Below are 12,017 nucleotides of genomic sequence, written 5' to 3'. Positions count from 1 at the left end.
TCGGGACCCGGACCGCCTGCCGCGCAACACAACACGAGGAACTCTCGCCCGACCTCACTCCGCCAGGCGGCCCGAGACCAGGCCCGCCCATCCACTCACGCCCTCGTCGCTGCCGCCCTTGGCGCACAACAACCACCCACGTGGAAGATGCCGCCAGCGCCCGAAGGGCCATTTCCGGCCTCCTCAGGCGCACGAGCAACTAGCAGCCGCCCTGCCTTCACAACCTCCCAGAGCAATGCTTTGAGGATTGAATGGCCGGGCAGGGCCAGTCTGCCCAGGGCGACACCGGCTGGCACGCATGACTTTCAGGCGGCATGCCGGCCACCGGTCGGGCAGAGGGGATACCGCTCACGCTTGAAGGGGCCCGAGCCGTACGGCTCGGGCCCCTTCAAGCGATCTTCGCGGTCTAGACGATGATGCCGGCGCCGACGGTACGGTTGTCGGACTCGTCGACGACGATGAACCCGCCTGTCAGCCGGTTGCGGCGGTAGTCGTCGCACAGCAGCGGCTTGGTGGTGCGCAGCGTGACACGGCCGATCTCATTGAGCTTCAGCTCGCTCGCGGTCTCGTCGCGGTGCAGCGTGTTGACGTCCAGCTGGTACTGGACGTCCTTGACGATGGCGCGGACATCGGCCGTGGTGTGCTTGATGGCGTACTTGCCGCGCAGCCTCAGCGGCTTCTGCTCGTCCATCCAGCACACCATCGCCTCGACGTCCTGAGTGACGCGCGGCTGGTTGCCCGGGCGGCACAGCATGTCCCCGCGGGAGACGTCGAGCTCGTCCTCGAGGCGAACGGTGACGCTCAGGGGCGGGAAGGCCTCGGCGAGCGGGCCGTCGGCGGTCTCGATCGAGGCGATCTTCGAGGTGAAGCCCGAGGGCAGGACCATGACGTCGTCGCCGGGCTTCATGACGCCCGAGGCGATCTGACCGGCGTAGCCGCGGTAGTCGTGGTTGTCGTTCGAGTGCGGCCGAATGACCTGCTGGACCGGGAAGCGCACGTCGACGAGGTTCCGGTCCGAGGCGATGTGGACCTTCTCCAGGTGGTGCAGCAAGCTCGGGCCCTCGTACCACTTCATGTTCTCCGAGCGCTTGACGACGTTGTCGCCCTTGAGCGCCGAGATCGGGACGACGGTGAGGTCGGGGATGTCGAGCTTGGTCGCGAAGGAGGAGAACTCCTGCTCGATGCTGTTGAAGGTCTCCTGGTCGTAGTCGACCAGGTCCATCTTGTTCACGCACAGGACCATGTGCGGGACACGCAGCAGCGAGCACAGGAACGCGTGGCGCCGCGACTGCTCGACCAGGCCCTTGCGGGCGTCGACGAGGATCAGTGCGAGGTCGGCTGTCGAGGCGCCGGTGACCATGTTGCGCGTGTACTGGATGTGGCCGGGCGTGTCGGCGATGATGAACTTGCGCTCGGGCGTCGCGAAGTAGCGGTAGGCGACGTCGATGGTGATGCCCTGCTCGCGTTCGCTCCGCAAGCCGTCGGTGAGCAGCGCCAGGTCGGTGTACTCGTCGCCGCGGCCGGCGCTGACGGCCTCCACGGCGTCCCACTGGTCGTCGAAGAGCGTCTTGGTGTCGAACAGCAGCCGCCCGATGAGGGTGGACTTGCCGTCGTCGACGCTACCGGCGGTGGCGAAGCGCAGCAGTTCGGTCGCCTCTTCGGCGGCCTCGGGCGCAAAGGTCGAAGCGTCCGTCATCAGAAGTAGCCTTCCCGTTTCCGGTCTTCCATCGCGGCCTCGGAGGTCTTGTCGTCGCCGCGGGTGGCGCCGCGCTCGGTGATGCGGGTGGCGGCGACCTCGACGACGATCTGGTCGACGGTGCTGGCGTCGGAGCGGACCCCGGCGGTCAGGTTCGCGTCGCCGACGGTGCGGTAGCGGATCTTCTCGGTGAAGACCTGCTCGCCGTCCTTCGGCTGGATGAACCGGTTGACCGCGTACAGCATGCCGTCGCGCTCGACGACGTCGCGCTCGGCGGCGAAGTACACGCTCGGCAGCTCGATCTCCTGCTCGCCGATGTAGCGCCACACGTCGAGCTCGGTCCAGTTCGACAGCGGGAAGACCCTGATCTGCTCGCCGGGGTGGACCCGGCCGTTGTACAGGTTCCACAGCTCGGGACGCTGGTTCTTGGGGTCCCACTGGCCGAAGTCGTCGCGGAAGGAGAACACGCGCTCCTTGGCGCGGGCCTTCTCCTCGTCGCGGCGCGCGCCGCCGAACAGGGCGTCGAACTGGTACTTCTCGGCCGCTTCGAGCAGGACGGGGGTCTGGATGCGGTTGCGGGTGCCGTCCGGGGGTTCGGAGACCAGGCCGCGGTCGATGGCGTCCTGGACCGAGGCGATGAGGAGCTGCACACCGGTTTCGGCCACTCTTCGGTCCCGGTACTCGATGACCTCGTCGAAGTTCTGCCCGGTGTCGACGTGCATGACCGGGAACGGGATCGGCGCGGGCGAGAAGGCCTTCTGCGCCAGATGGAGCATGACGATCGAGTCCTTGCCCCCCGAGAAGAGCAGTACTGGGCGCTGACAGGTGGCCGCGACCTCACGGAAGATGAAGATCGCCTCCGCCTCCAGCGCGGCGAGATGGCTGACGCGGTAATCGCTCACCGGCGCAACACTCCTCTCAGCAAGACCCCTGCAGGGGTTCGTTTCGTCGTCATTCTCGGCGGCCCGGCGCGTCTGGTTGAGCCGGGCCGATCCTCATTCCGACCCGCCCGCGGCCGCGAGCAGCGGCCCGGCCAGGTCGGGGCGACAGACCAGCAGGTCTGGCAGGTATGGATCGGGGTTGTTGTACCGCAGGGGGCTGCCGTCGATCCGGGTGGCATGCCAGCCGGAGGCGAGCGCTACGGCGACCGGAGCGGCCGAGTCCCACTCGTACTGCCCACCGGCATGCACATAAGCGTCAACCCTACCCGTGACGACGGCCATCGCCTTCGCTCCGGCCGAGCCCCACGGGACGAGTTCGGCGCCGAGAGCGTCGGCCGCGGCCTGCGCCTGAGCCGGAGGCCTGGTGCGGGACACGGCGATGCGCGGACGCCCGGCTCGAGCTCCGGGCACCCTGTAACGCTCATCGGTGCGCAACGTCACATCCTGTGCGGGCAGAGCGACGGCTGAGGCGGTGAGTCCGAGGCCGCGCTGCCACAGGCCGACGTGCACGGCCCAGTCGTCGCGGCCGGCCTCGGAGTACTCCCGGGTGCCGTCGAGCGGGTCGATGATCCAGACCCGGTCGGCCGCGAGGCGCTCGGTGCCGACGCGACCCGTTTCGCCCTTGCCCTCCTCGGAGAGGACAGCGTCGCCGGCCCGTTCGGCGGCGAGGCGGCCCAGCAGGTAGTCGTTGGCCTCGCTGTCTCCCGCGTCCTTGAGCGCGCGCGGGTCCTCGAAGCCGAGTTCTGTGCGGAGTTTGAGGAGCAGCTCCCCTGCACCGGTGGCGAGTTCGGCCGCGAAAGCGACGTCGTCCGGAGAGGCGGCCTCCGGCGTGGCCGTGGGCGCACCGTCATTGGCGGGGGCGTCGGTCATGCATGGCAGTCTACGCTGCGTCACAACGCCGTCCAAATGCTGGCCATGTGATCCCGATAAATGGAAACTTGCTCGGATATCAGTAGGCGCCGTGGGGCCGCAGAATCGCGGTGACGGTCCGCAGCAGGATCACGAAGTCGAGCGACAGCGTCCAGTGCTCGACGTACCGCAGATCGAGGCGCACCGCCTCCTCCCACGGCAGGTCCGAGCGGCCCGAGACCTGCCACAGGCCGGTCATGCCCGGCTTGACGACCAGGCGGCGGCGCATGTCGGCCTCGTAGGCGGCGACCTCGGTGGCCAGAGGAGGGCGCGGCCCGACCAGGCTCATGTCGCCGCGCAGCACGTTGACCAGCTGCGGGAACTCGTCGATCGAGAAGCGGCGCAGGTATTTGCCCACGGGAGTGATCCGCGGGTCGTCCTTCATCTTGAACAGGACGCCGTCGCTCTCGTTGAGGTGTGCCAAATGGGACAGGCGCCGCTCGGCATCGGTGTACATCGTGCGGAACTTCCAGATGGTGAACGGCTGGCCGTCCTTGCCGATGCGCTCCTGCTTGAATACCGCCGGTCCCGGTGAGGTGCAGCGGATAAGGAAGGCCGCCCCCAGCAGCAGCGGCGAGAGCATCAGCAGCCCGAAAGCCGCGCCGATCTTGTCGACCGTGCCCTTCGCCCAGCGGCGCACGCCGGTCAGGTTCGCGTGGTCGAGATGAAGCATCGGGAGTCCGTCGACCGGGCGCACCGTGGTGCGGTCGCCTGCGACGTCCACGAGCGCCGACGCGACGATCAGGTCTACTTCGGACCGCTCCAGGTTCCAGGCGAGGCGGCGCAGCGCCCGCCCGTCGATCTCGGGGCAGGACAGGACGATCACGGTGTCGGCGCGTTCGGCCGCGACGGCCTCGCCGATCCGGTCGAACGTGCCGCGCACCCGGGTGTCGAACTCCAGCAGCGCCCCTTGCGCCCGCTCGGTCGGCAGACAGGCCGCGACCACGTTGAGCCCGTGGTAGTGCTCGCGCCGCAGCTGCACGATCAGCGCGGCGACGGAGGACTCGTGGCCGACCAGGACGACGCGCTTCATGCACCTGCCCTGGCGCCGCATTCGGTGCAGCCACTTGCGCCACGCGAAGCGCGCGGCAATGGAGGTGAAAGCAGCCGTTGGGATCGCAATGAGCACGAACACGCGCGAGGTCGGCAGTTCGAGCCCGTAGGAAGCGAGCGCGACGACCGCCGTGAGCGCCACCGCGGCGTGTACGACGCGCTGGTACTCCTCGGTGCCGACGAACAGGTACCGGCTCTCGAAGGCCCGGGAGAGCCCGAGGACGGCGATCCACACGGCGGGCATGGCGATCAGGGCGAGCGCGTAAACCTGGCTGTGGTCGTTGAGGTTTCCGAACCGGGCGGAGAACGCTACGGCCGCACCGAAGAAGCCCGCGGCGATATCGCAGCCGACGATCCCGGTGAAGTACTTGCGCTGCCATGCGGGCGGGCCGCTGTACTTGCGCCCCTGCTGATTGATGGAGTAGACGTGTCCCGGCGGACCACTGGCCGCCAGGAGGTCTCCACGTGCCTCTGTTGCCGTCACAATCGATCTAACGAACGACGACACCAACAGTGACGGCCAAGTCACTTTACGACGTGCCGGCGCTTCAGTTCAACTTCACTTCGTCGAATTGAATGTGTTCTGGGCGGCTTCGACGCCCTTCTCGATGACGGCCTCGACGGCGTCTGCGGCCAGCTCGATGTTCAGGTCCAGTTCGGCGCGTTCGGCCTTGGCGAAGTCCTTGAGGACGTAGTCGGCCGCGTCCTGGCGTCCTGGCGGACGGCCGACGCCGAACCGCACCCGCACGTAGTCCTTGGTGCCCAGCACCTTCGACAGCGACCGCAGGCCGTTGTGTCCACCCTCGCCGCCGCCGCGCTTGATCCGCAGCTGCCCGTAGGGGATGTCGAGCTCGTCGTGAACGGCGACGACCGATTCCGGAGCCACGTTGAAGTAGCTCGCGATCGGGCCGACGGCCTCGCCGGAGAGATTCATGAAAGTCAGGGGTTTGACGAGGATGACGCGAGGCCCGCCTACCCCCAAGCGGGCCTCGCAGATCTCGGCGCGGGCCTTGCGGCTCACGGCGAAACGACCGCCGACGCGCTGGGCGAGCGCGTCGGCGACCAAGAATCCGACGTTGTGACGGTTCGCGGCGTACTTCGGCCCGGGGTTGCCCAGGCCGACCACCAGTGTCGAGGTGTCGGTCATGTCCTCAGTATGGCTCTTCGGCTCTACTCGGCCGGGGCCGCTTCGCCCTCGGCCTCTTCCTCGGTCTCCTCGGCCGCGGCCTCGGCGCGCGGAACGGTGACGGAGGCCAGCACGGTCTCAGAGTCGGTGATGAGCGTGACGCCCTCGGGCAGCTCGATCTCACCGGCGGTGCGCTGGGAACCGACGGCCAGGCCTTCGAGGGAGACCTCGATGGACTCAGGGATCTTGGTGGCGTCGGCCTCGATCGACAACGAGTCGACCTCGTGCACGACCAGGCCGCCCTTCTCGACTTCGCCGGTCCACTCGACGTAGACGTCCGTGGTGATCATTTCGCCGCGGCGCACGATCAGGAGGTCTGCGTGGACGATCTCGTCCTTCAGCGGGTCGCGCTGGAGGTCCTTCGGAATGACCAGCTCGCGGCTGCCGTCTGTCACTTCGATCTCGATGAGCTGGTTGAATCCACCCTTGCGGAGGATCGCGGCGAACTCGAGCGAGGGAAGAGAGATGTGGCTCGGCTTCTCGCCGTGGCCGTAGACCACGGCCGGAACCTTTCCAGCCCGGCGTGTACGGCGCGCACCGCCCTTCCCGAAGTCAGTGCGAGGCTCTGCGCTGATACGAACTTCGGACACGGAAATACTCCCCTGGTTCTCAGAAAAATTCTCGCGGCGCTCGACGCTCACGTCGGCATCAGAAGGACAGAACAGTCCAGCGTTAGACCTACGCCTTTGCGTCGATAACGGCGCCCGTTTGGAGGACACCCTCGCCGTCGGCAACCCAACAAGCCTACTACGAGCGTCGACCCTCGCTCCCCACGGGCGTCGAGGTGTGATCTAGGAGAGGCCGCCGAACAGGGTGGTGACCGAGCCGTCGCTGAAGACCTCCCAGATGGCCTTGGCGACGAGCGGCGCGATCGACAGGACCGTCACCTTCTCCAGCCGGGCGACCTCGTCCGGCAGCGGCAGCGTGTTCGTCACGATGACCTCAGAGACGGGAGCGGCGGCGAGGCGCTCGGCGGCCGGGTCGGACATGATCCCGTGGGTGGTGGCGATGACGATGTCCTCGACGCCCTCCTCCTTGAGGAGCTCGGCGGTCGAGCAGATGGTGCCGGCGGTGTCGATCATGTCGTCGATGACCAGGCACGTGCGGCCCTCGACCTCGCCGACGACCTTGTTGGCGACGACCTGGTTTGGCTTGAGCGGGTCACGGGTCTTGTGGACGAACGCGATCGGGCAGCCGCCGAGGCGGTCGGACCAGCGCTCGGCCAGGCGCACGCGCCCGGTGTCGGGCGAGACGACGGCCATCTCGCGGTCGGCGTACTTCTCCTCGACGTAGCGTGCGAGGGTGCCCATCGCGAAGAGGTGGTCGACGGGCCCGTCGAAGAAGCCCTGGATCTGGGCGGTGTGGAGGTCTACGGTGAGGATGCGGTTGGCGCCGGCGGTCTTGAGCATGTCGGCGATGAGGCGCGCGGAGATCGGCTCGCGGCCACGGTGCTTCTTGTCCTGGCGCGCGTACGGATAGAACGGCAGCACCACGGTGATGCGCTTGGCGGAGCCGCGCTTGAGCGCGTCGATCATGATGAGGGTCTCCATGACCCACTCGTTGATCGGCGCGGGCATGGACTGGACGACGAATGCGTCGCAGCCGCGCACGGACTCCTGGTAGCGGACGAACAGCTCGCCGTTCGCGAAGGAATAGGCGCTCATGGGAGTCGGCGCGACCCCTAGGTGCTTCCCGATCTCTTCCGCGAGCTCCGGGTACGCGCGCCCGGAGAACAGCATGAGCATCTTGGAGTTGACAGCGGACATGCTCGCCATGGCGTTGGATCCCCCATAGGTCTTCACCCGAACCTCGACGGCTCAAGTGTCTCCTGCCCGAACCGACGGCGCACACCGACGGGGGTGTTAAGTGTGCCGTTACTCTCTGGCAACTTCGTCGTCTTTGAGCGCACGCTTCGCCGCCTCGTCGGTGACGGTGCCTGGGCGCTTGGCGGCGACCCAGCCCTCCTTGTTCTCCTGGCGCCCGCGCGCGATGGCGAGCTCACCGGGGGCGACACCGGCGCTGATGGCCGAGCCGGCCGCGACGTAGGAGCCGTCGGCGATGTCGACCGGGGCGATGAGGACCGAGTCGGAGCCGATGAACGAGGCCTCGCCGACGGTGGTGCGGTGCTTGTTGACGCCGTCGTAGTTCGCGACGATGACTCCGGCGCTTACGTTGGCCTTGGCGCCGATGGTGGCGTCGCCGATGTAGGACAGGTGCGGGACCTTGGCGCCCGGCCCGATCTCGGACTTCTTGACCTCGACATAGGCGCCGACCTTCGCACCTTCGCCGAGCTTCGCGGCGGGACGCAGGTAGGAGAAGGGGCCGACCGTGGCGCCCTCGCCGACGGTGGCCTGGTCGGCGTGGCTGCGGACGACGCTCGCGCCGGCCTCGACGATGGTGTCGTTCAGGGTCGTGTCCGGGCCGATCTCTGCGCCGGTGTCGACGGCGGTGGCGCCCTTGAGCTGGCATCCGGGGCGGATGAGAGCGTCGGGGGCGACCTTGACGGTGGCGTCGATCCAGGTGGTCTCGGGATCTTCGAGGGTGACGCCCGACTTCATGAGCTCGGTGTTGATGCGTCCCTGGAGGATCCGGCGGAGCCCGGCGAGCTGGGCGCGGTCGTTGCAGCCGAGGACCTCGGTGGGGTCGTCGACGACGAACGCGGCGATCTGGTGCCCGGCCTCGCGGGCCAGTTCGAGCACGTCGGTGAGGTACTCCTCCCCCTGATCGTTGGCGGTGGTCAGCTTCGCTAGCTGCTCGCGCAGGACGGCTGCGTCGAAGGCGTAGACGCTGGAGTTGATCTCGCGGATGGCAAGCTCTGTCTCGTCGGCGTCGCGGTGCTCGACGTTGCGCAGGACGGAGCCGTCCTCATCGCGCACGATGCGTCCCAGGCCGGACGGGTCGTCGACCACGGCGGTGAGGACGGTGACGGCGTTGCCGGCCTTCTCGTGGATCTCGACCAGCTCGCCCAGCGTGTCCGGGCGCAGCAGCGGGATGTCCCCGGCCGCCACCACCACGGTCCCGGCCAGGTCGGGCGCGGCTTCGAGCGCGGTGCGGACGGCGTGGCCGGTGCCCAGCTGCTCGGCCTGGAAGACCGTCTCGGCGTCCGGCGCGTACTCGTCCAGGTAGGCGGTGACCTGGTCGGCCGCCGCACCGACGACCACGATGCGCCGTTCGGGCCGGATCGCCCGGGTGGCCTTGAGGACGTGGCCGAGTAGGGGCCTTCCCAGGAGCTCGTGCAGCATCTTGGGTTTCGCTGATTTCATGCGGGTGCCAAGACCTGCGGCCAGGATGATCGCCGAACGCTCACTGCTCATGATCCGCAATCCTAATCGGTGACGGGCGGGTGAACGGCCAGGACCCGTCTGCACGGGTCGGTACCGAATGATGCCTCTGGAAGGAGCGCTGATCGGGGCGGCGGGCCTTGAGGCCCTCCTCGGCGAGACGCGCCGACCGGTGGTGCCGCCCCGGGGGCACGTTTGAATCGATCTGCAGGGCACCGCCCCGATATGCGGATCATTTGACTGGCTGGCCCACCAGGACTCGAACCTGGAATGACTGAACCAAAATCAGTAGTGTTGCCGATTACACCATGGGCCAATGCGGGCCGCGGCGTCTCGCTGCGGGCCCGGTCAAGGATAACGCTATTGGTTCGACCACACGTGCCGGGGCACCTGGGCGTACACGTCGATCAGGAAGTCGGCGTAGAAGAAGACCTCTTCGAGTTTGAGTGCGCCTGTGCGGAAGGTCATCAGCCACGTGCCCTCGAACCGCCACGAGTAGGACAGCGCCCGTTGGTCGGCGAGCATCCACTCCATGGAGGTCGTAGCGCAGCTCCACGTCGATCTGCGCCCACGACTCCTGGGTGATATTGCGCAGTCGCACCAGTTTGTTGCGCCCGCTCACCGCGGCGAGCACCAGGATGAGTGCTGTCAGCGGCAGAACGACGAAGGCGACGATGGCTGCGGTCTGGGACCAGAGATTAGTGCACTTGTACCACCGTGGAGACGCCTCGGCGGGCCCCTCCCGGCGGCGGCTCAGCGGATCAGTGCGTTCTCTACCACGGCTGCGAGCTCGGCGGCGACCGACTGGGCGACCGGTTCCTCCGAGGCCTCGACCATGACGCGCACGAGCGGCTCGGTGCCCGAGGGGCGCAGCAGGACGCGGCCGTCGGACCCGAGCTTGGCCTGCCATTCGGCCACGGCGGTGCGCACCGCGTCGGTTTCGATGACGGACTTGTCGGCGACGCGGACGTTGATGAGGACCTGCGGGGCCGGGGAGAACACCGAGGCGAGCTCGGCGAGGCTCCGGCCGGTGGCGGCCATGCGCGCGAGCAGCATGATCGAGGTGAGGGTCCCGTCGCCGGTGGTGGCGTGGGCGGGCAGGACGATGTGCCCGGACTGCTCGCCGCCGAGGGAGAAGCCGCCTTCGCCGAGGCGTTCGAGGACGTAGCGGTCACCGACCTTGGTGGTCTCCAGCCCGATGCCTGCCGCGCCCATCGCCTGATGGAGGCCGAGGTTGCTCATCACCGTGGTCACGAGGGTCTCGCCCTTGAGGGTCCCGGCCTCGCGCATGGCCAGCGCGAGGATCGCCATGATGGCGTCGCCGTCGACGAGGTCGCCGCGGGCGTCGACGGCGAGGCAGCGGTCGGCGTCGCCGTCGAGGGCGATGCCGGCGTCGGCGCCGTGCGCGACCACGGCGGCGCGGAGTCCTTCGACGTGGGTGGATCCGCAGTCGTCGTTGATGTTGAGGCCGTCTGGTTCGGCGTTGATCGCGATGACGTCGGCGCCGGCGCGGCGCAGCGCTTCGGGGGCCGCGTGGAAGGCGGCGCCGTTGGCGGCGTCGACGACGACCTTGAGGCCGTCGAGCGGGTGGGGGCAGACGGCGACGAGGTGCTCGATGTAGGTCTCGACGGGTGCCGGGGCGCTGGTGATACGGCCGACCTCGCCGCCTTGCGGCAGCGGCGCGGGCTCGTCCATGGCGCGTTCGATGGCGTCTTCGACGTCGTCGGGGAGTTTGCGGCCGCCTGCGGCGAAGAATTTGATGCCGTTGTCGGGCATGGGGTTGTGGGAGGCCGAGATCATGACGCCGAAGTCGGCGCCGGTGGCTGCGGTGAGGTGTGCGACGGCGGGGGTGGGGAGGACGCCGAGGTCGATGACTTCGGCTCCCGCGGCGGCGAGGCCTGCCGCGGAGGCGGCCTGGAGCATCTCGCCGGAGGCGCGGGGGTCGCGGCCGACGACCACGGTCGGGCGGTCTTCGGCGGCGCCGAGAACGCGGGCGGCCGCGATGTTGAGTCGAAGGGCCAGTTCAGGCGTGAGGTCGGCGTTCGCCCGTCCCCGGACGCCGTCGGTGCCGAACAGTCGTGCCACGGTTACATCCCCCGGTTGTCGGATGGCAGAGAAATCGGGGCTGCCGAGGATGTCCTCGGCAGCCCCGTTGCATGTGCAGACTAGCGCGTTTCCCTCCAGAGGGGAACCGGGTGCTAGCGCTTGGAGTACTGCGGTGCCTTGCGGGCCTTCTTGAGGCCGTACTTCTTGCTTTCCTTCTCGCGCGCGTCGCGGGTCAGGAAGCCGGCGGCTTTGAGGGCCGGGCGCATGTTCGGGTCGATCTCGACGAGGGCGCGGGCGATGCCGAGGCGCAGCGCGCCGGCCTGGCCGGTGGCGCCGCCGCCTTTGATGTTGACCAGGACGTCGAAGTTGTCGCCGGCTTCGACGGTGACGAACGGCTCGGCGACGGTCTGCTGGTGCACCTTGCTCGGGAAGTAGTCTTCGAGCGTCTTGCCGTTGACGACGTACTTGCCGGTGCCCGGGACCAGGCGGACGCGGGCGATGGCGCGCTTGCGGCGGCCCACGGTCTGGATGGGGCGGTCGGCCGGGACGGCAGGGACGCTGGGCACGGTCGGGGCCGCAGCCACGTCGGCGGGGACCTCGACGGGCGCCTCGGCGACGGGCTCGGGCGCCTCTGCGACGGGCTCGGGGGCCTCGGCGACGGGCTCGGGGGTCTCGACCGCCTCGGGAGCCGGGGTCTCGTTGGTCTCGGGGACCTGGGTCTCTTCGCTCATGGGTAAATTGCTCCTAGCCGCGCCTACTGCGCGATCTTCTTGATCTCGTACGGCTTCGGCTGCTGGGCGGTGTGCGGGTGGCCGGGGCCGACGTACACCTTCAGCTTCTTGAACATGGCGCGGCCGAGCTTGTTCTTCGGCAGCATGCCGAGGACGGCCTTCTCGACGGCCTTG

The 12,017-nt window shown here is 68.4% G+C and carries 12 protein-coding genes and 1 tRNA gene; all 13 read right to left on the bottom strand.

Translation table 11 applies throughout. The features are described from left to right. Window positions 1–406: 406 nt before the first annotated feature. On the bottom strand, window positions 407–1,696 hold the full coding sequence (locus L0U85_RS19755; protein ID WP_241379486.1) for a GTP-binding protein: 1,290 nt from the start codon (window positions 1,694–1,696) through the stop codon (window positions 407–409). Beyond that, the gene (gene cysD, locus L0U85_RS19750; protein ID WP_241379485.1) at window positions 1,696–2,598 is read right to left on the bottom strand and encodes a sulfate adenylyltransferase subunit CysD; all 903 of its coding nucleotides are present in this window, start codon (window positions 2,596–2,598) and stop codon (window positions 1,696–1,698) included. Before cysD ends, L0U85_RS19755 begins: the two co-directional genes overlap by 1 nt. Window positions 2,599–2,691: 93 nt before the next feature. Then, window positions 2,692–3,507 carry a 3'(2'),5'-bisphosphate nucleotidase CysQ gene (locus tag L0U85_RS19745; protein ID WP_241379484.1) on the bottom strand — a complete coding sequence of 272 codons (816 nt, stop codon included), beginning with the start codon at window positions 3,505–3,507 and terminating at the stop codon, window positions 2,692–2,694. Between the two features lie 79 nt (window positions 3,508–3,586). After that, window positions 3,587–5,083 (bottom strand): sugar transferase, encoded by a 1,497-nt coding sequence (locus L0U85_RS19740; RefSeq protein ID WP_241379483.1) that lies wholly within the window; start codon window positions 5,081–5,083, stop codon window positions 3,587–3,589. A gap of 75 nt (window positions 5,084–5,158) precedes the next feature. After that, a complete protein-coding gene (gene pth, locus L0U85_RS19735; protein ID WP_241379482.1) occupies window positions 5,159–5,746 on the bottom strand; it encodes an aminoacyl-tRNA hydrolase in 588 nt (195 codons plus the stop codon). 23 nt (window positions 5,747–5,769) lie between these two features. Next, window positions 5,770–6,375 carry a 50S ribosomal protein L25/general stress protein Ctc gene (locus L0U85_RS19730; RefSeq protein WP_241379481.1) on the bottom strand — a complete coding sequence of 202 codons (606 nt, stop codon included), beginning with the start codon at window positions 6,373–6,375 and terminating at the stop codon, window positions 5,770–5,772. 201 nt (window positions 6,376–6,576) lie between these two features. Then, a complete protein-coding gene (locus L0U85_RS19725; RefSeq protein WP_241379480.1) occupies window positions 6,577–7,560 on the bottom strand; it encodes a ribose-phosphate diphosphokinase in 984 nt (327 codons plus the stop codon). Window positions 7,561–7,659: 99 nt separating this feature from the next. Beyond that, on the bottom strand, window positions 7,660–9,099 hold the full coding sequence (gene glmU / locus L0U85_RS19720; protein ID WP_241379479.1) for a bifunctional UDP-N-acetylglucosamine diphosphorylase/glucosamine-1-phosphate N-acetyltransferase GlmU: 1,440 nt from the start codon (window positions 9,097–9,099) through the stop codon (window positions 7,660–7,662). 208 nt (window positions 9,100–9,307) lie between these two features. Continuing rightward, window positions 9,308–9,382: transfer RNA gene (locus tag L0U85_RS19715), tRNA-Gln, on the bottom strand. Between the two features lie 44 nt (window positions 9,383–9,426). After that, the gene (locus L0U85_RS19710; protein WP_241379478.1) at window positions 9,427–9,591 is read right to left on the bottom strand and encodes a hypothetical protein; all 165 of its coding nucleotides are present in this window, start codon (window positions 9,589–9,591) and stop codon (window positions 9,427–9,429) included. Between the two features lie 228 nt (window positions 9,592–9,819). Then, on the bottom strand, window positions 9,820–11,151 hold the full coding sequence (glmM, locus tag L0U85_RS19705; RefSeq protein WP_241379477.1) for a phosphoglucosamine mutase: 1,332 nt from the start codon (window positions 11,149–11,151) through the stop codon (window positions 9,820–9,822). A 113-nt stretch (window positions 11,152–11,264) separates the two neighbouring features. Further along, entirely contained in the window at window positions 11,265–11,843 is a 579-nt protein-coding gene (rpsI, locus tag L0U85_RS21510) for a 30S ribosomal protein S9 (RefSeq protein WP_347177489.1), read from the bottom strand. A 23-nt stretch (window positions 11,844–11,866) separates the two neighbouring features. Continuing rightward, the coding region (locus tag L0U85_RS19695; RefSeq protein ID WP_241379487.1) for an uL13 family ribosomal protein at window positions 11,867–12,017 on the bottom strand (151 nt) is incomplete at its 5' end.

This window comes from Glycomyces sp. L485 (assembly GCF_022548875.1).
Taxonomy (GTDB): domain Bacteria; phylum Actinomycetota; class Actinomycetes; order Mycobacteriales; family Micromonosporaceae; genus Glycomyces.
Note: the sequence above shows the minus strand (reverse complement) of the source record. Positions and strands in the feature narration are given on the sequence as shown.

Coding starts and splice junctions, on each gene's coding strand:
- L0U85_RS19755 (WP_241379486.1), bottom strand. CDS start 1,696: ATGACGGACGCTTCGACCTTTGCGCCCGAGGCCGCCGAAGAGGCGACC.
- rpsI (WP_347177489.1), bottom strand. CDS start 11,843: ATGAGCGAAGAGACCCAGGTCCCCGAGACCAACGAGACCCCGGCTCCC.
- pth (WP_241379482.1), bottom strand. CDS start 5,746: ATGACCGACACCTCGACACTGGTGGTCGGCCTGGGCAACCCCGGGCCG.
- L0U85_RS19710 (WP_241379478.1), bottom strand. CDS start 9,591: ATGCTCGCCGACCAACGGGCGCTGTCCTACTCGTGGCGGTTCGAGGGC.
- L0U85_RS19745 (WP_241379484.1), bottom strand. CDS start 3,507: ATGACCGACGCCCCCGCCAATGACGGTGCGCCCACGGCCACGCCGGAG.
- glmU (WP_241379479.1), bottom strand. CDS start 9,099: ATGAGCAGTGAGCGTTCGGCGATCATCCTGGCCGCAGGTCTTGGCACC.
- L0U85_RS19725 (WP_241379480.1), bottom strand. CDS start 7,560: ATGGCGAGCATGTCCGCTGTCAACTCCAAGATGCTCATGCTGTTCTCC.